Below are 26,152 nucleotides of genomic sequence, written 5' to 3' on the forward strand. Positions count from 1 at the left end.
GGAATTACTGGATCAATCCACAGGAGTAATTATGACAAAACAACTCAGTCCTTACCAGGACAAAATTCACAAACACATACTACGTGATCGCTTCCTGTCCAGCTTCAAGCAGCCTGGTCGATTCCGGGCTGAGTTGGAAAAAGTGAAGCTGATGCAGAAGGAGAAAGGTCATGAGTAACATATCTAATCTAGCCGAAGCCAGAGAGGCCAGAAGGCTACAACAACCGCATCAAAGCAGCGGTAAGGGGTATGCCTTGCTGCACCGTAAAATTATGGATGTGCCGTTTTACAAGGATGCAGAAGCAGCGCATCTGTGGGTTCACTTAATCCTCAAAGCAAAGCATACGCCTGAGTATGTAATGACTGACGCAGGAGAAATTCTGGTAGGCAGAGGGAAGCTACTTGGCGGTAGAAACTCTCTGGCGTTTGAAACAGGACTCAAACCAGATCGCGTTCAGTACCTGCTTAGAAAGTTCAAAAAACTCGGCATGATTGACTGGGTTTCACACGGTAAATTCTCAGTTTTCTCAGTAGAGAAATATGACGATTATCAGTCAAATTTTGTACCAGCAGATTACCAGCAAATTACCACCTCAAAGCCAGCAATACCAATGCCTGTAAGCAATGCTGTACCAGCAGATTACCAGCAAATTACCACAGATAAAGAATATAATAATATTATCTCTAATACTGACGTATTAGAGAGTGCCACAGCAGACAAAAAGTCTGACAAGAAAAAACCTTCCGTCAGCTGTCAGGATGTTGTCGATGCTTACCACGAAATCCTTCCTGAAGCTCCAAGAATCCGCGCACTGAATGACAAGCGTAAAAACCAGATCCGAACGTTCTGGCGCAAAGCCGGAGTGATAACCCGCCAGCTTGACGGGCATGGGTTCACGATGCAGGACTGGAGAAATTATTTGAGCTACGTTGGCGAAAATTGCCGATGGATGTTCGAAGAGCGCCCAAACCATCAACGCGGAACCGTCTGGCACAAAAAGGGATTTGATTTCCTGCTTAACGATAATACCTACCTGAAAGTTCGTGAGGGTGAACACGATGACCGATAATTTTTATGCGCCGCCCCATAGCATCGAGGCAGAGCAGGCGGTGATTGGTGGATTGCTTCTGGATGATGACAGCAGTGAGCGCGTCCAGAAAGTTCTGGCGATGCTGAAGCCCGATTCATTTTACAGCCGACCACACAAAATCCTTTTCGAAGAAATAACCAGAATGCACCGGGAGCAAAAGCCAGTAGATGGCCTGACGCTTTTCGATGAACTGGAGCGTAAATCGTTAACGGCGTCTGTTGGCGGTTTTGCTTATATCGCTGAGATCGCAAAGAACACGCCGAGCGCCGCAAACATCGTTGCCTATGCAATGCAGGTTCGCGAAACCGCAATGGAACGCTACGCCATAAACCGCATGACTGAAGCGACGGAATTGCTCTATTCCCGCAACGGAATGACTGCAACGCAGAAGTACGAAGCTATTCAGGCGATTTTCACGCAACTGACAGACCATGCAAAAACCGGATCGCGTCGCGGCCTTCGCTCATTTGGTGAGGTCATGGAAGACTGGGTTAGCGACCTTGAGAAGCGATTTGACCCGTCAGGCGAACAACGAGGAATGAGCACAGGGATCCCATCTCTGGACAGGATGCTGTCACCGAAAGGTCTGGTGAAAGGCTCTCTGTTCGTCATTGGCGCTCGCCCTAAGATGGGGAAAACGACGCTATACAGCCAGATGGCAATCAACTGCGCAGTGCATGAGAAAAAGCCCGCTCTGATGTTCAGTCTTGAAATGCCAGGCGACCAGATACTGGAAAAGCTGGTAGGACAGAAGTCAGGTGTTAACCCGAATATTTTTTACCTTCCGGCGACAAATGACGCTGATGACGGCTATCAGGGTGATTACGATGGTGACTTCAACAGGGCGATAGAAACAGCAAATCGCTTGAGTGAAATCGACATGCTTTACATCGACGACACGCCGGGATTATCTCTGGCTCAAATCGTCAGCGAAAGCCGTCGAATCAAGCGAGAAAAAGGATGTGTTGGCATGATTCTGGTCGATTACCTGACACTAATGACCGCTGAGAAGGCCGATCGCAACGACCTTGCTTACGGTATGATCACCAAAGGACTGAAGAACCTTGCCAAAGAGCTTGATTGCGTTGTTGTGCTTCTGACACAGCTTAACCGCGCACTGGAAAGCCGAACCAATAAACGCCCATTACCAAGTGACTCACGAGATACAGGGCAGATTGAACAGGATTGCGATTATTGGGTCGGGATCCATCGTGAAGGCGCTTTTGATGACAGTGTTCCACCTGGTGAAACTGAACTAATCCTTCGTCTCAATCGTCATGGCAATACCGGCACGGTGTATTGCATTCAGGCAAATGGCGCTATTTATGACACAGACCAACAGTCTGCTGAAATGCGCCGCCGTGAACGCGAGGAACCGCAGTCCAAGAAGAAAGGAGGATTCTGATGACATCTACATCACTGAGATAATAACAGGGGCTATTTACACAGTAGCCCTTTTTTATTGGATTAAGAACGAGGGGGCTTCTGATGGACACCGTTAACGGAATGTGTTCAGACGCACCGCATGCCAAAAAATGTAAATGCGGAAAATCACCGACAATATTCGACATGGAGAACGGGTGCCAAATCTACTGCGCTAACCATGCCGCTGTGGCGGCCGCGAATTATCGCAGTGCGGTAACGGAGTGGAATAACCTGAAATCTGTTAGAGAGGGGAGTCATGAAAAAACTAACCTTTGAAATTCGATCTCCAGCACATCAGCAAAACGCTATTCACGCAGTACAGCAAATCCTTCCAGACCCAACCAAGCCAATCGTAGTGATCATTCAGGAGCGCAACCGCAGCTTAGACCAGAATCGGAAGCTTTGGGCTTGCCTTGGTGACGTCTCTCGTCAGGTTGAATGGCATGGTCGCTGGCTGGATGCAGAAAGCTGGAAGTGTGTGTTTACCGCAGCATTAAAGCAGCAGGACGTTGTTCCTAACCTTGCCGGGAATGGCTTTGTGGTAATAGGCCAGTCAACCAGCAGGATGCGTGTAAGCGAATTTGCGGAGTTATTAGAGCTTATACAGGCATTCGGTACAGAGCGTGGCGTTAAGTGGTCAGACGAAGCGCGACTGGCTCTGGAGTGGAAAGCAAGATGGGGAGACAGGGCAGCATGATGCGATGTTATCGGTGCGGTGAATGCAAAGAAGATAACCGCTTCCGACCAAATCAACCTTACTGGAATCGATGGTGTCTCCGGTGTGAAAGAACACCAACAGGGGTGTTACCACTACCGCAGGAAAAGGAGGACGTGTGGCGAGACAGCGACGAAGTATCACCGACATAATCTGCGAAAACTGCAAATACCTTCCAACGAAGCGCTCCAGAAATAAACGCAAGCCAATCCCAAAAGAATCTGACGTAAAAACCTTCAACTACACGGCTCACCTGTGGGATATCCGGTGGCTAAGAAATCGTGCGAGGAAATGACAATGGATTATTCACAGTTAAGTGATTTTGAAATTAACGTGGCGGTATTCGAAGCCATTCATAACGGATCACCGGATTACAAAGAAGGTAAGAATGGCGCGATGGTGTTTATCTCATTTGAGGGAGACATTGTAAACGGAGACGCAGTTGAAGTAGAGGTTGAGCGCGGATCCTTTAACCCATGCGCAAACCCAGCAGACGCATGGCCGATTATTGAAAAATACAGGATTAGCATTATCAATCTCGATGAAGACGAGTGGGGTGCACGCGGTGTGACCTACCGTAAATCTAAGCGAGCTATACATGAAAATCCCCTTCGCGCCGCCATGATTGTCTTTCTCATGATGCAGAGAATCCAATAATGCTTAGCCCATCCCAATCCCTTCAATACCAGAAAGAAAGCGTCGAGCGAGCTTTAACGTGCGCTAACTGCGGTCAGAAGCTGCATGTGCTGGAAGTTCACGTGTGTGAGCACTGCTGCGCAGAGTTAATGGCAGACCCTAACGGACAAATGCTGGAGGAAGATGATGAGTGAGTTACGCGCAGGTGGCATCGCAATAGTCATTTTTTCAGAAAACAAACCCGAAATTGGCAGATGCGTTGAGTTAATCGAAAAAGTAACAAACGGATATGTATTTAATTTTCCTGGTGCAGGTAAGCATAGTTGGCGTGATGACACCCCTGGGTGGCTAGTTAAAGGCGATGTATCGATTTATACAAACGAGCCTTCAGGTGGTTTCTCTTATTTTTACAGTGATGAACTCATGCCAATCGACGGAGAAGACTTCTCTCACGAAGATGAGCAACAGAAGGAGCTGGCAAATGGCTAATCTACGCAAAGAAGCGCGCGGAAGAGAATGTCAGGTGCGTATTTACGGCGTATGCAATGGCAATCCTGAAACTACAGTTCTGGCACATTACCGGATGGCTGGAATTTGCGGAACGGGAATGAAGCCTGACGACCTGATCGGCGCATGGGCTTGTAGCGCGTGTCACGATGAAATCGACCGACGCACCCATAATCTCGACAACAAAGACGCCAGACTTTACCACCTCGAAGGCGTGATCAGGACGCAGGCGATACTGCTGAAGGAGGGGAAGATTAAGCCATGAACGAATATCAGTTTGTGCTTCCATACCCGCCGTCGGTGAACACCTACTGGCGAAGACGGGGAAGCCAATACTACATCAGCGATAAAGGCCAGAAATACCGAAAAGACGTTCAGAAAATCATCCGCCAACTCAAGTTAGACATTTTCACCAAATCACGACTCCGCATCAAAGTCATCGCAGACGTTCCAGACTCCCGCCGCCGCGACCTCGATAACATCCTGAAAGGTTTACTCGATTCCCTTATCCACGCCGGATTTGCGGAAGACGACGAGCAATTCGATGACATTCGCGTAATTCGTGGTGTGAAAGTACCAGGCGGACGGCTTGGAATAAAAATCACCGAACTGGAGAACGTATGAACGCCACAATTCAAACGATACCAGAGCTGAAGTGGTCAACAAAAACTGGCCACCGAGTTAGAGTTTTTTCCAGTATCGATTTTCCGATTCGTTTGGTGGTAACCCACCATTATATTCGTGCGGTCTTAGTGCGCTGTAATATCCAACGATATAGTCCGTTATTGCGTGAGCTGCATCGCTGAAGCTTACATAGCCCGTCGCCGGCACCCATTCGTTCTTCAGACTCCTGAAGAAGCGCTCCATTGGGCTGTTATCCCAGCAGTTTCCACGCCGACTCATACTCTGCCTGATCCGGTATCTCCACAGTAACTGCCGGAACTGCCTGCTCGTATAATGACTGCCCTGATCGCTGTGGAACATCACCCCGCCGGGCTTACCACGGGTTTCCCATGCCATTTCCAGCGCTTTCATGGTGAGCCTGCTGTCCGGCGAGAACGACATGGCCCAGCCCACTGGTTTTCTTGCGAACAGGTCGAGAACAACGGCGAGGTACGCCCAGCGCTTACCCGTCCAGATATAGGTCACATCACCGCACCACACCTGATTTGGCTCGGTCACGGCGAACTGCCTTTCAAGGTAGTTAGGGATAGCAACATGTTCATGACCACCACGTTTATACCGGTGAGTCGGCTGCTGACAGCTGACCAGCCCCAGCTCTTTCATGAGCCTGCCAGCAAGCCAGCGCCCCATCTGGTAGCCTCTCTGGGTTGCCATTGTGGCGATGCTTCTTGCTCCGGCAGAGCCGTGGCTGATGCCATGCAGTTCAAGTACCTGGCTGCGTAATACAGCCCGTCTGCCGTCTGGCTTTTCAGGACGGTTTTTCCAGTATTTGTAGCTGCTGCGATGAACCCCGAACACATGGCAGAGAGTGGCCACAGGATAACGCGCCCTGAGTTTCCCGATTATCGAGAACTGTTCAGGGAGTCTGACATCAAGAGCGCGGTAGCCTTTTTTAATATTTCATTTTCCATTTCAATACGTTGTAGCTTTTTCCTGAGCTCACGGATTTCAATTTGTTCCGGGGTAATGGGGGAGGCTTTTGGTGTTTTTCCCTGCCGCTCATCACGTAATTGTTTCACCCATCGCGTCATTGTGGAAAGGCCGACATCCATAGCGCTGGCTGCATCTGCCACGGTGTAATTCTGGTCAACGACCAGTTGAGCGGATTCGCGTTTAAACTCTGCGCTGAAATTTCTTTTTTTCATTATGGCACCTGTGTTGTTCTGAGGTGAGCATATCACCTCTGTTCAGGTGGCCAAATTCAGTAAACCACTTCACAGTTCATTGGCACTGACGAGCTGAAGCTTGAGCTATTCAAAATTCACTTCCAGTCAGGTGGCGCTAATTCAGATATCACGACCCGAACTATCGAAGCGGTGCGTAAATCGAAGGAAGCGTTAGACCTGTTTACTACCGGAGCATGATGTGAGCCGCGTAATCAATTTGGGTAAGGAGAAGAAATTCCCAATTACTCAAGAGCTATACGAGCGGCTTGAAAGCGTTATTCATGATTATGATGGTGAAATCAGTTTATGCGAGGCGATTGGTACACTCGAATTGCTGAAGCAGTCACTGATTGAAGGCGCGAAAGAGTCCTTAACCTGAAATAACGATTAAGTGAGATGAATATGGCAGCACCAAAGGGCAACCGATTTTGGGAGGCCCGCAGTAGTCATGGGCGAAACCCTAAATTCGAATCGCCTGAGGCGCTGTGGGCTGCTTGTTGTGAATACTTCGAGTGGGCTGATGATAACCCGCTATGGGAGGGTAAGGTATTTTCATATCAGGGAGAAATAATTAAGGCTAATGTCCCTAAGATGCGAGCCATGACTATTTCAGGATTGTGTACCTTCCTTGATATCACCAGGCAAACATGGGGAACCTTCCGGTCAATGGAAGGTTTTTCTGACGTCACATCACGAGCGGAAGACATCATCTACGACCAGAAATTCTCTGGCGCAGCCGCTGACCTTCTCAACGCTAACATCATCGCCCGTGATTTGGGCCTCAAAGAGCAGTCGCAAGTTGAAGACGTGACACCTGATAAGGGAGATCGCGATAAGCGACGCTCTCGTATCAAGGAGCTATTCAACCGTGGAACTGGACGCGATTCTTGATAACTTGAGCGACGAAGAGCAAATAGAATTGCTCGAGCTACTCGAAGAAGAAGAGAACTACCGGAACACACACCTGCTATATGAATTTACGCCATACAGCAAACAGCGTGAGTTCATCGACGCCGGGCATGACTATCCAGAGCGCTGTTTTATGGCTGGTAACCAGCTTGGTAAGTCATTTACTGGGGCTGCTGAAGTCGCGTTTCACCTTACCGGGCGTTATCCGGGCACAAAAGGCTATCCTGCTGATGGTAAATATGGCGGAGAGTGGAAAGGTAAGCGTTTCTATGAGCCTGTTGTCTTCTGGATTGGCGGCGAGACAAACGAGACTGTAACCAAAACGACTCAACGTATCCTGTGCGGTCGTATCGAAGAGAATGATGAGCCTGGCTACGGTTCAATACCGAAAGAAGACATCATTAGCTGGAAGAAGTCTCCTTTCTTTCCGAACCTTGTTGATCATCTTCTGGTTAAGCATCACACGGCTGATGGCGTTGAAGATGGCATTTCAATCTGCTACTTCAAACCATACTCGCAAGGCCGCGCTCGCTGGCAGGGTGACACAATCCACGGCGTGTGGTTTGACGAAGAACCACCATACAGCATTTATGGCGAAGGTCTTACCCGTACCAACAAATACGGGCAATTCTCAATTCTGACGTTTACCCCGCTGATGGGGATGTCTGACGTTGTTACCAAGTTCCTGAAGAATCCCAGCAAGTCGCAGAAAGTGGTCAACATGACCATCTATGACGCAGAGCACTACACCGACGAGCAGAAAGAGCAAATCATCGCATCCTATCCCGAGCATGAGAGAGAGGCACGTGCTCGTGGTATTCCTACGATGGGTAGTGGTCGAATCTTCCAGATACCGGAAGAGACAATTAAGTGTCAGCCGTTCGAGTGTCCTGATCACTTCTACGTAATTGGCGGGATGGATTTCGGATGGGATCACCCACAGGCGCAGGTTCAGCTTTGGTGGGATAAGGACGCAGACACAATCTACGTTTCACGCGTGTGGAAGGCGAAAGAAAAAACAGCCGTTCAGGCATGGGGAGCCGTTAAATCATGGGCGCATAAAGTGCCAACCGCATGGCCTCATGACGGAAACCAGCATGAGAAGGGCGGCGGTGAGCAGCTCAAAGGGCAGTATGCCGACGCTGGTTTTATGATGTTGCAGGAGCATGCGACATGGCCTGATGGCGGTAACGCTGTGGAGCCTGGCATCACTGAATTGCGCGACATGATGCTCGATGGTCGCTTCAAAGTATTCAACACCTGTGAGCCATTCTTTGAGGAGTTCCGCCTCTATCACCGTGATGAAAACGGGAAAATCGTCAAGCTTAACGACGACGTTCTCTCAGCCGTTCGCTATGCATACATGATGCGCCGCTTCGCAAAAATGATGCGCGACATCAAAAAACCAAAAGAGAAAAAGATACCAGCCCCAATCAGGCCCATCGCACGGAGAACTTAAATGGCCGACGAAAACAGACTCAATTCCATTCTGTGTAAGTTTGACGCGGACTGGATGGCGAGCGATGAAGCCAGAACCGAGGCGACAAATGACCTGTATTTTAGCCGAGTGTCGCAATGGGATGACTGGCTATCAAACTACACGACCCTGCAATATCGCGGACAATTCGATGTTGTTCGCCCGGTGGTCAGGAAACTGGTCGCAGAGATGCGCCGGAACCCTATCGACGTTCTCTTTCGACCCAAAGACGGCGCTAATCCTGATGCAGCCGATGTGTTGATGGGGATGTATCGTACTGATATGCGCCATAACACGGCAAAAATTGCCGTTAACGTTGGCGTTCGTGAGCAGATAGAGTCCGGCGTTGGTGCATGGCGTCTGGTCACGCAGTACGAAGACAACGACCCAACAAGCAACAATCAGGTAATCCGACGCCTGCCAATCCATGAAGCCTGCTCACACGTCATATGGGACGCCAACAGCAAGCAGATGGATAAGAGCGATGCTAAGCACTGCACGGTGATTAACGCTTTGTCACGCAATGGCTGGAAAGAGTTCGCAGAGGATTACGGTATTGATCCTGACACCTTGCCATCTTTCCAGAATCCGAACGATACATGGCTGTTTCCGTGGGTATCGAATGATGTCGTCTACGTCGCTGAGTATTACGAGGTCGAAGAGAAGAAAGAGAAAGTCTTCATCTACCGCGACCCGCTGACAGGTGAGCCGGTCAGCTATTACCAGCAGGATATCAAAGACGTCATCGACGACCTGGCTAATCGTGGATTCATTAAGGTAGCAGAGCGTAAGGTCAAGCGTCGGCGTGTGTATAAGTCGATCATCACCTGCACGCAGATACTGAAAGACCGCGAGAAGATAGCCGGAGAGCATATCCCAATCGTTCCTGTGTACGGCGAATGGTCATTCGCTGGTGACAAGGAGTGCTACGAGGGCGTGGTAAGGCTGACGAAAGACGGTCAACGCCTTCGTAACATGATCATGTCATTCAACGCCGATATTGTTGCTCGTTCACCGAAGAAGAAACCGACCTTCTTCCCTGAGCAAATCGAAGGCTACGAATACATGTACGGTGGAAATGATGACTATCCGTACTATTTGCAGAACAAGACCGATGAAAACGGTAACGACCTGCCGATTGGTCCAATCTCCTACATGGAAAACCCTGAAGTGCCGCAAGCCAACGCTTACATGCTTGAGGCTGCCACCAACGCAGTGAAAGAGGTGGCTAGTCTTGGTGTGGATGCGCAGGCAGCAAACTCTCAGGTCGCTTTCGATACCGTCAATCAACTGAACATGCGGGCAGACCTTGAGACATACGTGTTTCAGGATAACCTGGCTACCGCAATGCGACGTGATGGCGAGATTTATGCCTCAATGGTCAACGATATTTATGACGTTCCTCGTCATGTAACGCTGACACTTGAAGATGGAAGCGAGAAAGACGTTCAACTCTATGCGCAAGTTGTCGATTACCAGTCCGGCAATGTGGTCACACTCAACGACATTCGCGGTCGCTATGAGTGCTATACAGACGTCGGACCATCCTTCCAGAGTATGAAGGAACAGAACCGCGCAGAGATTCAGGAGTTGCTCACCAAGGTTCCGCAAGGTACTCCAGAGTTCCAGATGCTGATGCTGCAATACTTCACGCTGCTTGACGGTAAAGGCGTCGAGATGATGCGAGAGTACGCGAACAAGCAACTGGTGATGATGGGGCTGAAGAAACCAGAAACACCTGAAGAGATGGATATGGTACAGCAGGCTCAACAGCAGCCGCAGCAGCCATCAGCAGAGCAAATTCAGGCGCAGGGTATCCTTCTGCAAGGTCAGGCTGAATTGCTCAAGGCAGAGAACCAACAGGCGCAGATTCAGGTTGAAGCTGCCAAGGTTGAAGCCCAAAACCAACTCAACGCCGCGAAGATTGCAGAAATCTTCAACAATATGGACCTCGACAAGCAGGCAGAACTGCGTGAGTACCTCAAGCTCGTAGGTCAATTCCAGCAACAGCGCAGCAAAGATGCTCGTGCTAACGCTGAGCTGCTTCTTAAAGATGCAGACCAGACTCATTCACAACGCATGGATTTCGCGAATCTTATGCGTCAAGTTCAAATCCCCTCCGGCGGAGTAGCCGAGACACCTCAATAAGAGAGAGTTAATCATGGACCAAACCACCGACATTCAGGCTTCTGAAGAATTAACCCTGCCCGGCAATCATGCAGCGGCATCTGCTGATGGCTTAGTTGTCGATAATGCCAACGACAACGCATGTCAGGAAGAAGGCTTCGAGATTGTCCTGAAAGACGATGAGAAACCAAAACAAGACCCGGCAACTAATGCTGAATTTGCCCGTCGCCGCATCGAACGCAAACGCCAGCGTGAGCTTGAGCAACAGATGGAAGCGGTTAAGCGTGGAGAGTTGCCGGAGCACCTGCGGGTGAACCCTGAGTTACCAAAACAACCAGACCCTAACGATTATCTTTCCGAAGATGCACTGGCTAAGTACGACTATGACCAGAGCCGCGCACTGGCTGCCTTCCAGCAGGCAAATAGTGAATGGCAGATCAAGGCTATGGACGCACGAAGCCAGGCTGTCGCCGAGCAGGGTCGCAAAACTCAGGAGTTCACCCAGCAATCAGCGCAATACGTCGAGGCAGCCCGTAAGCACTACGACGCAGCGGAAAAGCTCAATATCCCTGACTATCAGGAGAAAGAGGATGCATTCATGCAACTGGTGCCGCCAGCAGTCGGTGCCGACATCATGCGCCTCTTCCCGGAGAAATCCGCTGCTCTCATGTATCACCTTGGTGCTAATCCTGAGAAAACACGCCAGTTGCTGGCGATGGACGGGCAATCCGCGCTGATTGAACTCACTCGACTGTCAGAACGTTTAACTCTCAAGCCTCGAGCCAAACCTGTTTCAGAAGCCCCGCTACCTGATGAACCCATTCAGGGACACGCTGTTGCTGCAAATATATCTGCGATTGAAAAGCAGATGGAAGCGGCAGCAAACAAAGGGGATGTAGAGACATACCGCAAGCTCAAGGCGCAACTGAATAAAGGAATTCGATAATGGCATTAAATGAAGGTCAACTGGTCACGTATGCTCTGGATGAAATCATCGAAACCGTCCAGAACCTGACGCCAATGGCGTCCAAAGTGACAAAATACACCCCTCCGGCAGAATCCATGCAGCGTTCAAGCAACACCGTGTGGATGCCTGTTGAGCAGGAAGCGCCAACCCAGACTGGCTGGGATTTAACTGGCAACGCAACCGGGATTCTGGAACTCTCCGTGAAATGCAACATGGGCGATCCGGATAACGATTTCTTCGAGCTTCGTGCAGATGACCTGCGTGATGAGCGTTCTTACCGTCGCCGCATCCAGGCATCCGCCAAAAAACTGGCGAATAACATTGAGTCAGCAATTGCCAAACAGGCAACTGAAATGGGCTCGCTTGTTGTTCACGATACCCGCGCAATTGGTCCATCTACTGGCCTGTCTGGCTGGGATTTTGTGTCTGATGCAGAGCGCCTGATGTTCTCCCGTGAGCTAAACCGCGATATGGGCATCAGTTACTTCCTGAACCCTGACGATTACCGCAAAGCAGGCCGCAACCTGGTAGATGGTGACATCTTCGGTCGCGTTCCTGAAGAAGCGTATCGCAACGGTACTATTCAGCGTCAGATTGCTGGCTTTGATGAAATTCTTCGCTCACCGAAACTTCCGGCAGTTACCAAGTCAACCGCTACTGGTGTAACTGTTTCTGGTGCGCAGAAGTTTAAGCCGCAGGCATACACTCTTGATACCGATGGTAACAAAGAGAACGTTGACAACCGTGTTGCAACGGTGACCGTATCATCTACCACCGGATTTAAGCGCGGCGACAAAATCAGTTTCACTGGTGTGAAATTCCTGTCTCAGATGGCGAAGAACGTGCTAACTGATGATGCGACTTTCTCAATCACCCGTGTGATCGATGGTACTCACATCGAAATCACGCCGAAACCGATTGCACTGGATGACGCGTCACTGACAAAAGAAGAGAAGGCTTACGCTAACGTAAACACCTCTCTTGCTGATACCACTCCGGTAAACGTTCTGAACGTGGCAACAACCACCGCTAACGTGTTCTGGGCTGATGACTCAATCCGCCTGCTGTCTCAGCCGATTCCGGTAACCCATGAACTGTTTGCTGGCATGAAAACGTCTTCCTTCAGCATTCCTGGTATTGGTGTTAACGGCATCTTCGCAACGCAGGGTGATATCAATACTCTGTCTGGTAAGTGCCGTATTGCTGTGTGGTATTCAGCATGTGCTGTACGACCAGAGGCAATTGGTGTTGGTCTGCCTAACCAGACCGCGTGATAACCAGAGGGAGCTTCGGCTCCCTTTTTTATCTGGAGACAAGCATGACACACATGATCTTTCGTCATGGCGACATGAAGAAGTGGAAAGGCGTTGGCTACGACTTTGAAATCGTGAAAGCCGAAGAGCTTCAGGAATATCTGGATGCTGGTTGGTTTTCACATCCTGATGACCTTTTGAAGGATGTTGCAAAGCCAGAGCCAGAGCCAGAGCCAGAGCCAGAAGAAAAGCAGCGTAAAAAGCCTGGTCGAAAACCTAAGGCGGCATCAGATGAACCTGACAACGAAGGGTGATTTAGTCCTTGCGGCATTACGTAAGCTCGGTGTGGCATCAAATGCCACGTTAACTGATGTCGAACCGCAGTCTATGGAAGACGGCGTCAACGACCTTGAAATGATGATGGCTGAATGGCTTGGCGGTGATGCGTCACCTGGGATCAACGTTGGCTACATTTTTGCTGATGCAGATGTCGCTCCGGATCCGGGCGATGAGCACGGTTTATCAAATAACGCTATCAATGCCGTCATTTTCAACCTTGCCTGCCGCATTGCTCCTGATTATGCGCTGGAAGCGTCAGCAAAACTTATAACCACTGCCAGATACGGGAAAGAGCGACTCGTCAAACTGTCTGCAATGGACAGAGCAAAAGCCGCTAAATGTAAGTCCGGTTATCCAAACCGTATGCCTGTTGGCAGTGGAAACCAGTTGGCGAAGTGGAACGGTTGGAATTACTTCCACCGAAAGGAACCTTGCGATAATGGGAGCGAATAATGCCGATTCAGCAACTTCCGCTTATGAAAGGTGTCGGCAAAGACTTTAGAAACGCTGACTATATCGACTATCTACCAGTGAATATGTTGGCTACACCCAAAGAAATCCTCAACAGCAGCGGATATCTTCGCTCATTCCCGGGCATTGCCAAACGTTCTGATGTGAACGGCGTATCGCGAGGCGTCGAGCACAACATGGCGCAGAATGCTGTTTATCGCGTGTGTGGTGGCAAGCTGTATAAGGGCGAAAGCGAGGTTGGTGATGTTGCCGGAAGTGGTCGCGTATCAATGGCGCATGGTCGAACATCACAGGCGGTAGGCGTTAATGGTCAACTGGTCGAGTATCGCTATGATGGCACGGTTAAAACCGTCTCAAACTGGCCTACAGACAGCGGATTCACACAGTACGAGTTAGGTTCAGTTCGCGACATTACGCGCTTACGTGGGCGTTATGCGTGGTCAAAAGACGGAACTGATTCATGGTTTATCACTGACCTTGAAGACGAATCGCATCCTGACCGATACAGCGCACAATATCGCGCAGAATCGCAACCGGACGGCATCATCGGTATCGGAACATGGCGAGACTTCATCGTCTGCTTTGGTTCATCGACGATTGAATATTTCTCCCTGACTGGTGCAACCACCGTTGGTGCTGCTTTGTATGTCGCACAGCCATCGCTGATGGTGCAGAAAGGCATTGCCGGGACTTACTGCAAAACGCCGTTTGCTGATTCGTATGCGTTCATCAGCAATCCGGCAACAGGTGCGCCGTCTGTATATATCATCGGCTCCGGTCAGGTGTCACCAATCGCCAGCGCGAGCATTGAGAAAATTCTCCGCTCCTACACTGCTGATGAACTGGCTGATGGCGTGATGGAATCGTTGCGGTTTGATGCGCATGAGTTGCTGATTATCCATCTTCCGCGCCATGTTCTCGTGTACGACGCATCTTCAAGTGCCAATGGTCCGCAATGGTGTGTGTTGAAAACTGGCTTATATGACGATGTGTACCGCGCTATCGACTTCATTTACGAAGGCAATCAGATAACGTGCGGCGATAAGCTGGAGTCCGTGACCGGGAAATTGCAATTCGACATCAGCAGCCAGTACGACAAGCAACAGGAACACCTGCTGTTTACTCCACTGTTCAAAGCGGATAACGCCAGAGTGTTCGACCTTGAGGTTGAATCGTCAACTGGCGTTGCGCAGTATGCTGACCGCCTTTTTCTCTCTGCAACCACTGACGGCATCAATTACGGGCGTGAGCAGATGATTGAGCAGAATGAACCGTTCGTTTACGACAAACGCGTTTTGTGGAAGCGAGTAGGGCGCATCAGGAAAAATGTCGGCTTCAAATTGCGCGTTATCACGAAGTCACCTGTCACTCTGTCTGGCTGCCAGATAAGGATTGAGTAATGGCGGATTCGAATCTCAATACACCTGTTATTGTTCAGGCGACGCGGCTCGATACATCAATCCTTCCACGCAATATCTTCTCGCAGTCATATCTGCTGTACGTTATCGCACAGAGTACTGATGTTGGTAACGTGGCTAGCAAGGCCAACGAGGCCGGACAGGGCGCTTATGATGCACAGGTCAGGAACGATGAGCAGGATGTGATTCTGGTCGATCACGAAATTCGACTGGCATCAGCTGAAGCTAAGATTCAGGACCACGAAACAAGGATCACTAACGCAGAAGCGGCGATAGTCGGCCTTGATTCACGATTAACGACAGCAGAAAACGATATTGATTATCTGACGGATGAAGTTGTCTCCATTCAAAACACGCTTTCAGACCATGAAACGCGCATCGATGCTCTGGAGTATGCCACTACGCGCAAGAAGTCAGAAGTTGTTTACTCGGGCGTATCAGTAACCATCCCGACAGCGCCGACCAACCTTGTCAGTCTGCTGAAAACGCTCACGCCGTCATCAGGAACATTAGCGCCACTCTTCGACACCGTTAACAACAAGATGGTTGTGTTCAACGAGAACAAAACGCTGTTCTTCAAGCTGTCTATTGTCGGGACGTGGCCCAGTGGAACCGCAAACAGGTCAATGCAGCTAACCTTTTCCGGCTCTGTTCCTGACACACTGGTAAGCAGTCGTAATGCGGCGACAACAACCGACAACATCCTGTTAGCTACGTTCTTCAGCGTGGATAAAGACGGCTTTCTTGCCACAAATGGCAGTACGTTAACCATTCAGTCAAATGGTGCGGCGTTTACTGCCACAATCATCAAGATAATCGCGGAGCAGTGATGATTCAGTTCAAACCAACGCGAAACATCGACCTGATAGAAGCCGTGGGAAATCACCCCGACATTATCGCCGGGAGCAACAACGGTGATGGATACGACTACAAGCCTGAATGCCGTTACTTCGAGGTGAACGTGCACGGGCAGTTCGGCGGCATTGTTTACTATCAGGAGATTCAGCCTTTGACCTTTGATTGCCACGCCATGTACCTGCCAGAGGTTCGTGGATTCAGCAAGGAAATCGGGCTGGCGTTCTGGCGATACATTCTGACTAACACCACCGTTCAGTGCGTCACATCGTTCGCTGCGCGCAAATTCCGCCACGGTCAGATGTACTGCGCAATGATTGGCCTTAAGCGAGTAGGAACCATCAAGAAATACTTCAAAGGCGTGGATGACGTGACTTTTTACAGCGCAACACGCGAAGAACTAATCGACTTCCTGAATCACGGGAGATAGCCATGTTATATGCATTTAAGCTGGGCAGAAAACTGCGCGGCGAGGAACCTTATTGCCCTGAAAAGGGTGGGAAAGGTGGAAGTTCTGATAAAAGCGCAAAGTATGCCGCAGAAGCTCAGAAGTATGCAGCAGACCTGCAAAATCAGCAGTGGCAGACGATCATGAAAAACCTTGCTCCGTTCACGCCTCTTGCGGAGCAGTATGTTAACCAGTTGCAGAATCTTTCCAGTTTAGAAGGTCAGGGGCAGGCACTTAATCAGTATTACAACTCTCAGCAGTATAAAGACCTTGCAGGTCAGGCGCGTTACCAGAGTCTTGCTGCTGCGGAGGCGACGGGTGGACTTGGTTCGACAGCCACAAGCAATCAACTGGCTACGATCGCGCCGACACTCGGTCAGTCTTGGTTATCAAACCAGATGAGCAATTACAACAATCTGGCAAACGTTGGGCTTGGTGCGCTGCAAGGTCAGGCAAACGCCGGGCAGACGTACGCCAACAACATGAGCAGCATTGCACAGCAAAGCGCAGCTCTTGCCGCTGCTAATGCCAACAAACCATCAAGTCTTCAGACAGCAATTAGTGGCGGAACGTCTGGTGCGATTGCCGGTGCAGGTCTTGCCAGCCTTTTGGGAACATCAACACCTTGGGGCGCTGGCATTGGTGCTGGTATCGGATTGCTTGGCTCGTTGTTTTAAGGGGTAATCATGGCTACTTGGCAAGGATCAAATGGCGGATTGTTGGCTGGTATCGGCGGCGTCAACTCAAACGCTCCGAGCGTAAATGACATCGGCAATACGCTTCAGCTTATCAGGCAGAACAATGATATTGAGCGTTCAGGCGCTAACAATGTTGGGCTGACTGCTTTGCAAGGCCTTTCAGGTATTGCGGGGGTGTTTCAGCAGGAAAAGCAGGCTCAGCGGCAGAAAGAATTTCAGCAGGCATACGCTAATGCTTATGCTTCTGGTGATCGCGGTGCTTTGCGTCAGTTGGCTACTCAATATCCAGACCAGATTGAATCCGTTCGTAAAGGCATGGGATTCATTGATGAAGACCAGCGTAATTCTATCGGTACATTAGCGGCTGGCGCACGTCTTGCGTCATCTTCTCCAGAAGCAATGCAATCATGGCTGCAAAACAACGCCAATGAGCTGGCGCGCGTCGGTGTTGACCCTAATAACGTTGCTCAGATGTATCAGCAGAACCCTTCAGGATTTGGTGAGTTTGTTGATCACCTTGGAATGGCTGCTCTTGGTCCAATTGATTACTTCAATGTTCAGGACAAGATGGCTGGTCGTGAGATTGATCGCGGGAAACTTGCAGAGACAATCCGCAGCAATCAGGCTGGCGAGGCGCTAACAGCACGAGGCCAGAACATCACGATGCGCGGTCAGGACTTATCTGCTTCTACTGCGCGACGAGGTCAGGATTTGGCAATGCAGCGAGCGTCAACAAGAGGAATCGCTGGGAATGATGAGCGTACAGTTCAGTTATCAGATGGCAGAACTGTAACGGTAGGCGGGAAGCTTCATGGCGCTGGGGCTAATGCGTTCTACGAAGGCATCGACAACGATGGGAATATGGTTCGCGTCCCTGCCAGTTCAATCGCTGCGCCTGCAACATCGTCTGCATCAGCACAAAACTATGCCATGAAGAAGGATATCGACGCGATCGCAAATGCAGACGCTTCTGCTCTCGATTTCATGACAGGAATGACAGGTGGTGCAGGTAATCCAGCAATTGGTGCTGATGTTCGCAGCCGATTAACGGGAAAAGAGCAGCGCCAGTTATATAACTCAGCACAACGTATTCAGGGCAGAATGCAGAATCAGGGTGTGGCGGCAGCAAGGGACATGGGTGCCAGTGGTATTAACACCGTTGCAGAAGCGAAGATGTATTTTCAGGGGATGCCGCAGGTTGACTATTCAAGCCCGGAGGCTATGCAGCAGTCGATTCGTGAGATTCAGGAATACACCAACAATTACAACCAACAATATAACGTTAATGTTGGTAAATCTCAGCGGAAGCAATCTCAACCTGCACAGGTATCACAGCCAGCAGCCAGCAGTAACTTTTCTTCACTATGGGGTGATTAATGGCTAAAGCATGGAAAGATGTTATCGCCTCTCCACAGTATCAGGCGTTAGCACCAGAACAAAAAGCGCAGGCTCAGGAGCAATACTTCAATGAAGTCGTGGCCCCGCAAGCCGGAGAAAATGCAGAGCAGGCTAAGCAAGCTTTCTATGCTGCCTATCCATTGCCATCTGTGCAGCCAGTGGAGACACAACAACCAGTAGCACAGCAACAACCACAGCAAAGTGGATTTATGTCTGATCTTGGCGAAGCAGTAAAAGAGACTGGTCGCGGACTGGTGCAGGCTGGCGTGAACGTGGCAAATATACCTGCATCAGTTGCCGATGCTGTAACGAGCGCGGCGGCTTGGGCTGGCGGTAAACTCGGCATTGGCGATGGGACATATCAACCAGCGCCACGAGTAACAACGCAGGGATTAGAGCAGGACTTTGGCCTTCAGCAAGGTGCGCTGACTCCACAAACGACAGAGGGAAGGGTATTTGCTGAAGCATTGCCTTACCTCACTCCTGCTGGCGTTGAGAGAGCGGCAGCACAGGCACCAACACTTGCTGGTCGAATTGCTCAGGGGGCAACTCGCCTTCTCGCTGAAAACGCAGTTGGATCACTTGCTGCAAATAGTGCGAAAGATGATGCGGAAGCACTCGCCACCGATTTAGGCGTTGGTGTACTTGCTGGCGGTGCTATTAACGCTGCCGGACGTGGATTAGGTGCTGCTTATCGTGGCGTTCGTGGCGCTATCGCGCCAGAAGCGCAGCAGGCTATCAGATTTGCAGAGCGTGAAGGAGTTCCTCTGCACACCACAGACCTGTTACAACCAACTTCCCGCGTCGGAAAAATGGCGCAGACTACAGCAGAAAATATCCCTCTGGCTGGAACAAGCGGAATGAGAGCAACGCAACAGGAAGCGAGAAGCCAGTTGGTGCAGAGATTTGCTGATAAATTCGGGGAGTATGATCCAGCGGTTGTTATTGACAGCCTTAAAGCGAAAACATCAGGAATTCGTCGTGCCGCCGGTAATCGACTGGAGCAGGTTCAGAATGCTATGGCTGGAGTAAACATTCAGCCTGCGCGAGCAATTCAGCAGATTGATACAGAAATATCTAACCTGCAGAAGCTTGGTAAGGTGGCTGATAACGAGACAATTTCAAAACTTCAGTCATATCGTGATGAGCTTGTTCGCAATGCTGGCCCTGAAGGTCCGGTAAATCTGGATTTGAAGCAATTAAGCGACCTGCGCAGTCAGTTCAGAATGGACGTGAAGGGTGAGCGACCAGTGTTACCAAACCGTTCCGATGCTGCCATTCAGCGCGTTTACAAGGCGATGACCGACGATATCAATGGTGCCATTGGTCAGAATCTTGGCAACGATACTCTCCGTAAATATCAGCAGGCCAATGCCGTCTACGCTGACGAAGCGGCGAAACTAAAGAATACCAGGCTGAAGAATGTTCTCATGAAAGGCGACCTGACGCCGGAAGTTGTCAACAACATGCTATTCAGCAAGAACAAATCGGAAATTAAGACGCTGTATAACTCAGTTGGTCGTGTTGGCAGGGTGCAAATGCGCAATGGCATCATTGGAAAGGCGATGGAGAAATCTGGCGGATCCCCTGACCAGTTCCTTCGGCAGCTTAACATCCTGCAAAACCAGACTGGCATCACATTTAAGGGGCAGGACGCTGCTTATCTGAAAGGATTGAAAAATTACCTTCAGTCCACTCAGCAGGCAGCAAAAGCGGCAGTAACAACACCAACAGGGCAGCAAACCATCCCGTTCATTATCGGGTATGGGACGGCAATGAACCCGGCGACAACTGGCGCAGCAGTAAGCTACGGACTTCTTACTCGCGCCTATGAGAGCGAACCATTCAGAAATGCAATGCTCCGAATGGCAAACACCCCACGCGGATCAACAGCGTTTGAGAAAGCCATGCAGCAGGCGCAAAAGGCCATTAACGCCCTGACTCAGGGTGCCAAGTCTGATGCGTTGTCAGAATAGCTTCGCAAACACCAGGAACGTGCAAAAACCAAATATGTAGAACGCAATATTCAGCATATCTCTTTGCATAAATCCTCCGTAACTGATGGTTAGCTGCTGTCTTTTTTATATAGCTCTTTGAGCGTATCAAAGACAATTTTCTTAACCATATCGGATTGTTGTTCTGCCATACGCTCTGCATCGTCAATGTAAACTGATGCAGAGTTTTGTTTATCCAGTGATTCTTCAATCGCTGCAATTATCTCTGAGTTCAGCGACCTGTTATTCATCTTCGCACGCTGTTTAATTTTCGCGTGGAGTTCATGCGGAAGTCTCAAGTGAAACTGCGCCTCGTCGTATTTGCTGTACATCCTTGATGCCTCACCAGTTGGGTGGAATGGCATCGTAACCTACTGGATAAATACTCAATAGTACCATTTCGGTATGCAATCACATCATGGTTGCATCATATCATTCGTCTGGAGCAATGAAATGTCAGATATCACCTACCATGATTCTCATGATAACCATAGGTCTTTTCAGCCTCACGCCTTACAGCAATTGCATCATCGAGACTCTTAAAGTATCCGAGATTAATGCGCTTCCCTGCGTCGCTAATATATGCCACCCACTTTTTATGGGTCTTATGCCATGAAACACCTGCGCACCCAGATGTATTGTTTGTGTATTTAGATTTGTTTTTTAGGTTTTCACCGAGACTAACTAGACGCAGGTTGTCTATTGAATTATTTAACCCATTACCATCTTTATGGTCAATTTGCATTCCTGAAGGGATTTCACCATAAAACATTTCCCATATTATCCTATGAGCGGCGTATATTTTATCTTGATACCTGATAATTATATAAGATGTTTTCCTGTTCTTGTCCTTGAATATATGTCCTGCAGGCTTTTCTTTAGAGATATTGAACATTTTGGGTCTTGAGAGATATTGGTCACTCCAGTACAGGAGTCCATCGTCTTTTAATACGAATACTTCGTTCCAGTTCATGTTAACCACCTTTAAATAAAGTTCACTCATTATACAAAAAACATGCTAGCAATGAATATTGCTTGCTTAACATATAGAGAAATTAAAATGACAGATTCAATAAATGCCAATGTTGTGGTAAGCATGCCTTCGCAACTATTCACTATGGCTCGTTCTTTTAAAGCCGTAGCCAATGGTAAAATTTATATTGGTAAAATTGACACTGACCCTGTAAATCCTGAAAACCAGATTCAGGTTTATGTGGAGAACGAAGATGGTTATCACGTTCCTGTTTCTCAACCAATCATCATTAACGCTGCTGGTTATCCGGTATATAACGGGCAGATTGCCAAATTTGTAACTGAGCAAGGCCATTCAATGGCTGTATATGATGCGTATGGTTCGCAACAGTTCTATTTTCCGAATTTGCTGAAGTATGACCCTGAACAGCTTCTGCAGTTACTTCAATCTGATGAAGGGGCTACTTACATTGGCACTAATAGCGGGAAAAATCTTCAAGATGAGCTATTTGCAATAAAAAATGAAATATATCAAGACCCGCTTACATCGTGGCCTTTCGGTGGAACATTAAAAATAAAGCAAGGGGTGTATGATGTTACCACTCCTCTGGTACTTAATTATGATGATTACCCTGCCGACTTTGTAGGTGCTCCGGGTGTCCGCTGTTTTTACTCAGGCGAGAACATGGCTGAGACAATACTGGAATGTAGAGCTACTGATTTTAACGTAAAAATGCTAGGTGACGCAGCGTTTAACAGTCAGAGATTGGCTGCATATGACTACATCGGCAACATGACGCTGAAAGGGAATCCCGGAAGTTACGGTATGCTGGTGCAGAATAAAGCACATACTCGTCTTGAAAACATTGTTATCTGCCGCCACCCTGACGGGGAAGGGTTACGCACTGACTCGATGCTCACGAGCGACATGACGAACGTGTACTTGCAGAGTAATCGTATCGGTTGGCGTGCTACCAACTCCGTAAATCATTCTGAACTGAACGCTATAACTGCAAATAGGCTTACGTGCAGTCAGAACAGTGAATGGGGTATCCTCGGGGACCGCTGGGGTGCTGGTACAACTATCAATAGCCTGACTTGTGAAGGAAATGGTACTCAGGGGGATTCCAGTACAGGTGGTGCGCAATTAGCCATAAATGGCCTTAACGGTTCGTGCGCTTTGGTATTAAACAACCCATACTTTGAGGCTAATGCCGGGGGGGCAGACCTTGCTATAGATAATACTGGGACGCGCCCTGTAACTGTGGTTATAAACGGTGGAAATTTTCATCGCGTGAGCAGTGCAAGATACACGCACACTAATATTCAAGTAACAAGCTCAGGTGGGGGAAAAGTTACAGTCATACTCAACGGCACAACGTTCCAGAGCGCAGGGGATTATCAGCCAAGTGCAGATCGACCATACTGGATAACAGGAGCTAATTGCGAGGTAGTTGACATTGGGTGTGTTTTTACAGAAACAACCAGTAAGGCAACATCGGCTTCTGCATTGTCAGTCACACGCTCGGGAAAAATTAACGCCAATGGTAGTATCGACGTTGCTACTGGTGTTTCATCGGTTAACGTGGTTGCTACAGGTGTGTATGAGGTTAGCTTTTCTCATCCGCTCGCAGCAGTTGCTAGCGGTTATATTGTGCAGATAACACCTATATCTGCGCCTGATTCAGTTAGTTGTGATGTTACTTATATTGGCGTAGATACATTTAGGGTGACCCTGCGCAATACGCTTAGCGGAGCAGGAATCTCCAGTTCGTTTGCATTTAGCATTACCAGGCTACTATAAACACGACAGCCTCCCTACGGGAATACGTAGGGAGGCGGATTCATTGTTATTTATTAATGTGAAGTTTTATTTTTTTATTAAATCAAGAGTTAACCATGGAGGGAGCACTGTAAATGAGACGGCTTCTCCATGTTTTGCTTTATTTATTAATTCTGCTCCTTGAGACCAGTTCATGTCAGGAAGAGGGGTTATAAAAAAGTTTAATTTTATCATTGCAATAAGGATGACTGAAACATAGATTTTAAAGAATATTTTTAAGGTTTTATTCTTTATGCATTGAAACAAACAAACGCATATTAATGAAAAAATTGCAATATGAATATTTACAAAATACCTTGACCCGTTTCCGGTTGCAAGTGTTGGCAGTTGAGGAACAGAATCTGCCAGTTGAGGTTTTGCCATAGAAAATGCGACAATAAGTATTGGAAGGGTGGCAAACACTTTCATTTGCCAATTTCCTTTAATATAAATGAAAACACATAATGTAATTACTAAAGTTGATAGTGTGTACGATAAAAGGTGATTATCCCATCCAGCATTAGCGATATTCCAAGGGACAAATGAAAAAAGAAATACATTAGATGATATTATAGATGACATAACATCAAAACTGAATCCTAATGGAGCATGTGATCTTGTTCCATTAAATGTAAGAATTATTGATGTTGCCTGTATCAGCCCACACAAGATCATTGCCAAATATGGCAGTCGAGTATAAAATAAGTATAAACCTCTTATGCTTATTACTCCTTTTGATAAGTGTAAATATTTAAAAACAGATGATGCAATTATGAATATAATAAATGGACCGCTCAATCCAGATAATACTATAAAAAATAAATCATGTGCTTTCCATAATTTTGACTTGGATTCTTCAGATATTATTATCATTGCAACATACAATGATAAATACCAGTGAGCATTTGTTATATTGGCTTGGACTTCATCAAGCCCGGGCATGCAAATTAAATATACAGAGATGAAGATTTTTGATGTGGTGCTTAGGAATTTAAATCTATCGGTAAATAAGAACCATATAATTATAGCTCTAATTATTATTCCAAAAAAGTTTGATAATAATGGTGCGTAAATTGGATTAATAAATGTCGTCGCACCAACAATGAGTGTTGATACTGTTTGAAAATAACCATTTCTTGGGGTTATGAGTGAACTGAAAAAACCTTGTTCGTATGCATCTTTATACCAAAAAACTGCATCCTCAGCCCAAAACTGGGCATTTGTCAAAATGTCAATGCGCCTAAGCCAAATCAAAGTAAATGCAAGTATAAAAATTGATATCTTGTGCCAATTGCGCATTATGAATATCTTCATAAGATCATCCTGTTATTTTCTGCTTTTAATTAAGTACCGTGGTCTTGATTTTGTTTCTAAATAAATTCTACCTATATATTCACCGAGAACACCAATCCCGATCAGTTGCACTCCACCCAGGAAAAGTATTGATACAAGCATGGAGGGATACCCGCGTACTGGGTTACCAAAGACAATGGTGTCTATAATCATCCATGCACCATATAAAAATGAAATGCTTGCAACAAACAAGCCTATATAAGTCCATACGCGAAGAGGAAAGGTTGAAAAACTTGTGATACCTTCCAGTGCCAGATTCCATAATTTCCAGCCATTAAATTTTGAGATGCCAGCAACACGCTCTGTGCGTACATATTCAACGACATCTGTCTGACCACCAACCCAGCTCAGTATGCCTTTCATGAAAAGATTGCGCTCAGGCAATAGTTTAATGTTCTCCACAACCTCACGAGACATGAGTCGAAAATCTCCGACATTTTCCTCTATTTTTGGGGTGCTTATTTTGTTGTGTAATTTATAGAACCACTCAGCTGTCTTACGTTTCAGCCGTCCATCAGTTGAGCGGTCTGAACGTTTAGCAAGCACCATGTCAGCACCTGCCTGCCACTTTTCAATAAGATGAGGAATAACCTCAATCGGGTCTTGCAGGTCAACATCAATTGGAATCACGGCATCGCCGGTTGTATGGTCTAACCCTGCAAACAATGCTGGTTCTTTACCAAAGTTGCGTGTAAATGACAGCGGAACAACTAGCGGATCAGAAACAGCCAGAGCGTTAATGATTGACTCCGTAGCGTCTTTGCTTCCGTCATTTATGAAAACAATTTCTACTTCATATGGCTTCAACTCTTCGAATTCACGTACCGTTTTATAAAAAATTGGTATCGCTTCTTCTTCATTGAAGACAGGAACGACAAGAGATATCTTCATTTCGCATCCCTAAAGACAATGAACTTTGAATAGACGAAACCGCACACCAAGCTGATGGCGGAGAAGGTAACAAGAGTGACAATTGGAGGAAGTGAACATCTATCAGCAACCCATCCAACAGTAGCACTCAGTGTTCCCATGAACCCGACATATAACATGTAGCGCATCGTTGTAGTTGATGCTTTGAATGTGAATTTTGCATTCGCAAAGAAGCTAAAACTCACAGCCACAACGAAACCTGCGAAGTTTGCCATAGCCTGATTGGTATGCGCGGCATAGATACATACACCAAAAACCACCCAGTGTATAAGTGTGTTCAGCACGCCTATAGATGTGTACTTTGCAAATAGCTTTAACATTTCTTCTATCAGCTAATAATCAAAGGCATGAAGTCTATCATCCAAGTCTCAATCGATCGATACTTGCGGTAGTTGATGAGAAAAACTCTGGCACACAAATCTTTGCACTGGATTGCAAGGCTTTGTGCTCTTCTGTGAATGTGTGGCTATATGTTTGAAGATCGTTGTGCCGTATTT

The 26,152-nt window shown here is 47.9% G+C and carries 31 protein-coding genes and 2 pseudogenes; 27 read left to right on the forward strand and 6 right to left on the reverse strand.

The annotated features are described in order from the left end of the window. Positions 1 to 31 precede the first annotated feature (31 nt). The 11 genes from ABZJ92_RS09500 to ABZJ92_RS09550 all read left to right on the forward strand — a co-directional run bounded on the left by ABZJ92_RS09500 (position 32) and on the right by ABZJ92_RS09550 (position 4,998). The gene (locus tag ABZJ92_RS09500) at positions 32 to 178 is read left to right on the forward strand and encodes a DUF2740 family protein (RefSeq protein ID WP_000166207.1); all 147 of its coding nucleotides are present in this window, start codon (positions 32 to 34) and stop codon (positions 176 to 178) included. Beyond that, positions 171 to 1,070 carry a hypothetical protein gene (locus tag ABZJ92_RS09505; RefSeq protein WP_021562853.1) on the forward strand — a complete coding sequence of 300 codons (900 nt, stop codon included), beginning with the start codon at positions 171 to 173 and terminating at the stop codon, positions 1,068 to 1,070. The genes ABZJ92_RS09500 and ABZJ92_RS09505 overlap by 8 nt, the downstream gene beginning before the upstream one ends. Beyond that, positions 1,060 to 2,496 (forward strand): DnaB-like helicase C-terminal domain-containing protein, encoded by a 1,437-nt coding sequence (locus ABZJ92_RS09510; RefSeq protein WP_000131492.1) that lies wholly within the window; start codon positions 1,060 to 1,062, stop codon positions 2,494 to 2,496. Before ABZJ92_RS09505 ends, ABZJ92_RS09510 begins: the two co-directional genes overlap by 11 nt. 276 nt (positions 2,497 to 2,772) lie before the next feature. Further along, positions 2,773 to 3,213: a recombination protein NinB gene (locus ABZJ92_RS09515; RefSeq protein ID WP_016063039.1), complete on the forward strand. Its 441-nt coding sequence runs from the start codon at positions 2,773 to 2,775 to the stop codon at positions 3,211 to 3,213. Beyond that, positions 3,213 to 3,383, forward strand: coding sequence for a protein NinD (ninD, locus tag ABZJ92_RS09520; RefSeq protein WP_223368622.1), 171 nt, complete (start codon positions 3,213 to 3,215; stop codon positions 3,381 to 3,383). The genes ABZJ92_RS09515 and ninD overlap by 1 nt, the downstream gene beginning before the upstream one ends. Continuing rightward, entirely contained in the window at positions 3,350 to 3,526 is a 177-nt protein-coding gene (locus ABZJ92_RS09525) for a NinE family protein (protein ID WP_025723712.1), read from the forward strand. The genes ninD and ABZJ92_RS09525 overlap by 34 nt, the downstream gene beginning before the upstream one ends. Positions 3,527 to 3,528: 2 nt before the next feature. Further along, the gene (locus tag ABZJ92_RS09530) at positions 3,529 to 3,888 is read left to right on the forward strand and encodes a phage protein NinX family protein (RefSeq protein ID WP_025723711.1); all 360 of its coding nucleotides are present in this window, start codon (positions 3,529 to 3,531) and stop codon (positions 3,886 to 3,888) included. Next, positions 3,888 to 4,061: a protein NinF gene (locus tag ABZJ92_RS09535; protein WP_025723710.1), complete on the forward strand. Its 174-nt coding sequence runs from the start codon at positions 3,888 to 3,890 to the stop codon at positions 4,059 to 4,061. The genes ABZJ92_RS09530 and ABZJ92_RS09535 overlap by 1 nt, the downstream gene beginning before the upstream one ends. Further along, positions 4,051 to 4,356, forward strand: a complete 306-nt coding sequence (locus ABZJ92_RS09540; protein ID WP_000986769.1) for a hypothetical protein — start codon at positions 4,051 to 4,053, stop codon at positions 4,354 to 4,356. Before ABZJ92_RS09535 ends, ABZJ92_RS09540 begins: the two co-directional genes overlap by 11 nt. Next, positions 4,349 to 4,639, forward strand: coding sequence for a DUF1364 domain-containing protein (locus ABZJ92_RS09545; protein WP_000002243.1), 291 nt, complete (start codon positions 4,349 to 4,351; stop codon positions 4,637 to 4,639). The genes ABZJ92_RS09540 and ABZJ92_RS09545 overlap by 8 nt, the downstream gene beginning before the upstream one ends. After that, on the forward strand, positions 4,636 to 4,998 hold the full coding sequence (locus tag ABZJ92_RS09550) for a RusA family crossover junction endodeoxyribonuclease (RefSeq protein ID WP_001008191.1): 363 nt from the start codon (positions 4,636 to 4,638) through the stop codon (positions 4,996 to 4,998). The genes ABZJ92_RS09545 and ABZJ92_RS09550 overlap by 4 nt, the downstream gene beginning before the upstream one ends. Positions 4,999 to 5,033: 35 nt before the next feature. Here ABZJ92_RS09550 and ABZJ92_RS09555 read toward each other — a convergent pair. Next, a pseudogene (locus ABZJ92_RS09555) lies at positions 5,034 to 6,203 on the reverse strand (IS3-like element ISEc52 family transposase). Between the two features lie 72 nt (positions 6,204 to 6,275). Between ABZJ92_RS09555 and ABZJ92_RS09560 the strand changes: the two are divergent. The 15 genes and pseudogenes from ABZJ92_RS09560 to ABZJ92_RS09630 all read left to right on the forward strand — a co-directional run. Further along, positions 6,276 to 6,422 (forward strand): annotated as a pseudogene (locus ABZJ92_RS09560) (DUF2560 family protein); the annotation flags it as partial. Position 6,423: 1 nt separating this feature from the next. Then, positions 6,424 to 6,603: a hypothetical protein gene (locus ABZJ92_RS09565; RefSeq protein ID WP_000091986.1), complete on the forward strand. Its 180-nt coding sequence runs from the start codon at positions 6,424 to 6,426 to the stop codon at positions 6,601 to 6,603. Between the two features lie 23 nt (positions 6,604 to 6,626). After that, entirely contained in the window at positions 6,627 to 7,115 is a 489-nt protein-coding gene (locus ABZJ92_RS09570) for a DNA-packaging protein (RefSeq protein ID WP_000729920.1), read from the forward strand. Beyond that, positions 7,093 to 8,592, forward strand: a complete 1,500-nt coding sequence (locus tag ABZJ92_RS09575) for a terminase large subunit domain-containing protein (RefSeq protein ID WP_000417851.1) — start codon at positions 7,093 to 7,095, stop codon at positions 8,590 to 8,592. Before ABZJ92_RS09570 ends, ABZJ92_RS09575 begins: the two co-directional genes overlap by 23 nt. Next, the gene (locus tag ABZJ92_RS09580; RefSeq protein WP_112364632.1) at positions 8,593 to 10,758 is read left to right on the forward strand and encodes a portal protein; all 2,166 of its coding nucleotides are present in this window, start codon (positions 8,593 to 8,595) and stop codon (positions 10,756 to 10,758) included. A 13-nt stretch (positions 10,759 to 10,771) separates the two neighbouring features. Further along, the gene (locus ABZJ92_RS09585; protein ID WP_112364631.1) at positions 10,772 to 11,683 is read left to right on the forward strand and encodes a scaffolding protein; all 912 of its coding nucleotides are present in this window, start codon (positions 10,772 to 10,774) and stop codon (positions 11,681 to 11,683) included. Next, on the forward strand, positions 11,683 to 12,978 hold the full coding sequence (locus tag ABZJ92_RS09590) for a P22 phage major capsid protein family protein (RefSeq protein ID WP_001196946.1): 1,296 nt from the start codon (positions 11,683 to 11,685) through the stop codon (positions 12,976 to 12,978). Before ABZJ92_RS09585 ends, ABZJ92_RS09590 begins: the two co-directional genes overlap by 1 nt. A 44-nt stretch (positions 12,979 to 13,022) precedes the next feature. Next, positions 13,023 to 13,271 (forward strand): hypothetical protein, encoded by a 249-nt coding sequence (locus ABZJ92_RS09595; protein WP_000149465.1) that lies wholly within the window; start codon positions 13,023 to 13,025, stop codon positions 13,269 to 13,271. After that, entirely contained in the window at positions 13,249 to 13,749 is a 501-nt protein-coding gene (locus tag ABZJ92_RS09600; protein WP_001054834.1) for a packaged DNA stabilization gp4 family protein, read from the forward strand. Before ABZJ92_RS09595 ends, ABZJ92_RS09600 begins: the two co-directional genes overlap by 23 nt. Beyond that, positions 13,749 to 15,167 carry a packaged DNA stabilization protein gp10 gene (locus ABZJ92_RS09605; RefSeq protein ID WP_001122370.1) on the forward strand — a complete coding sequence of 473 codons (1,419 nt, stop codon included), beginning with the start codon at positions 13,749 to 13,751 and terminating at the stop codon, positions 15,165 to 15,167. Before ABZJ92_RS09600 ends, ABZJ92_RS09605 begins: the two co-directional genes overlap by 1 nt. Next, on the forward strand, positions 15,167 to 16,015 hold the full coding sequence (locus ABZJ92_RS09610; protein ID WP_112364640.1) for a tail needle knob protein: 849 nt from the start codon (positions 15,167 to 15,169) through the stop codon (positions 16,013 to 16,015). The genes ABZJ92_RS09605 and ABZJ92_RS09610 overlap by 1 nt, the downstream gene beginning before the upstream one ends. Then, a complete protein-coding gene (locus ABZJ92_RS09615) occupies positions 16,015 to 16,470 on the forward strand; it encodes a DUF2824 family protein (protein ID WP_000614042.1) in 456 nt (151 codons plus the stop codon). Before ABZJ92_RS09610 ends, ABZJ92_RS09615 begins: the two co-directional genes overlap by 1 nt. Before the next feature lie 2 nt (positions 16,471 to 16,472). Further along, a complete protein-coding gene (locus ABZJ92_RS09620; protein ID WP_000964882.1) occupies positions 16,473 to 17,165 on the forward strand; it encodes a DNA transfer protein in 693 nt (230 codons plus the stop codon). A gap of 9 nt (positions 17,166 to 17,174) precedes the next feature. Further along, on the forward strand, positions 17,175 to 18,563 hold the full coding sequence (locus ABZJ92_RS09625; RefSeq protein ID WP_025745416.1) for a phage DNA ejection protein: 1,389 nt from the start codon (positions 17,175 to 17,177) through the stop codon (positions 18,561 to 18,563). Further along, a complete protein-coding gene (locus tag ABZJ92_RS09630; RefSeq protein ID WP_025724180.1) occupies positions 18,563 to 20,560 on the forward strand; it encodes a hypothetical protein in 1,998 nt (665 codons plus the stop codon). The genes ABZJ92_RS09625 and ABZJ92_RS09630 overlap by 1 nt, the downstream gene beginning before the upstream one ends. An 89-nt stretch (positions 20,561 to 20,649) precedes the next feature. Here ABZJ92_RS09630 and ABZJ92_RS09635 read toward each other — a convergent pair whose 3' ends face one another. Both ABZJ92_RS09635 and ABZJ92_RS09640 read right to left on the reverse strand, forming a co-directional pair. Continuing rightward, positions 20,650 to 20,910: an Arc family DNA-binding protein gene (locus ABZJ92_RS09635; protein ID WP_000287059.1), complete on the reverse strand. Its 261-nt coding sequence runs from the start codon at positions 20,908 to 20,910 to the stop codon at positions 20,650 to 20,652. A gap of 131 nt (positions 20,911 to 21,041) precedes the next feature. Next, positions 21,042 to 21,551, reverse strand: coding sequence for an HNH endonuclease signature motif containing protein (locus ABZJ92_RS09640; RefSeq protein WP_001104356.1), 510 nt, complete (start codon positions 21,549 to 21,551; stop codon positions 21,042 to 21,044). A gap of 87 nt (positions 21,552 to 21,638) precedes the next feature. Here ABZJ92_RS09640 and ABZJ92_RS09645 point away from each other — a divergent pair, with 87 nt between their 5' ends. Next, on the forward strand, positions 21,639 to 23,354 hold the full coding sequence (locus ABZJ92_RS09645) for a phage head-binding domain-containing protein (RefSeq protein ID WP_228355600.1): 1,716 nt from the start codon (positions 21,639 to 21,641) through the stop codon (positions 23,352 to 23,354). A gap of 66 nt (positions 23,355 to 23,420) precedes the next feature. Here the strand turns inward: ABZJ92_RS09645 and ABZJ92_RS09650 are convergent, their stop codons facing one another. The 3 genes from ABZJ92_RS09650 to ABZJ92_RS09660 are packed head-to-tail and all read right to left on the reverse strand — an operon-like array spanning position 23,421 to position 25,975. After that, positions 23,421 to 24,686 carry a hypothetical protein gene (locus ABZJ92_RS09650; protein WP_000688544.1) on the reverse strand — a complete coding sequence of 422 codons (1,266 nt, stop codon included), beginning with the start codon at positions 24,684 to 24,686 and terminating at the stop codon, positions 23,421 to 23,423. Between the two features lie 12 nt (positions 24,687 to 24,698). Beyond that, complete coding sequence (locus tag ABZJ92_RS09655) at positions 24,699 to 25,616, reverse strand: glycosyltransferase family 2 protein (RefSeq protein WP_000703648.1); 918 nt, start codon at positions 25,614 to 25,616, stop codon at positions 24,699 to 24,701. Next, positions 25,613 to 25,975, reverse strand: a complete 363-nt coding sequence (locus tag ABZJ92_RS09660) for a bactoprenol glucosyl transferase (RefSeq protein WP_000915539.1) — start codon at positions 25,973 to 25,975, stop codon at positions 25,613 to 25,615. The genes ABZJ92_RS09655 and ABZJ92_RS09660 overlap by 4 nt, the downstream gene beginning before the upstream one ends. Positions 25,976 to 26,152 lie beyond the last annotated feature (177 nt).

The sequence above is a fragment of the Shigella sp. FJ200513 genome, assembly GCF_040495915.1.
Lineage (GTDB): Bacteria > Pseudomonadota > Gammaproteobacteria > Enterobacterales > Enterobacteriaceae > ECMA0423.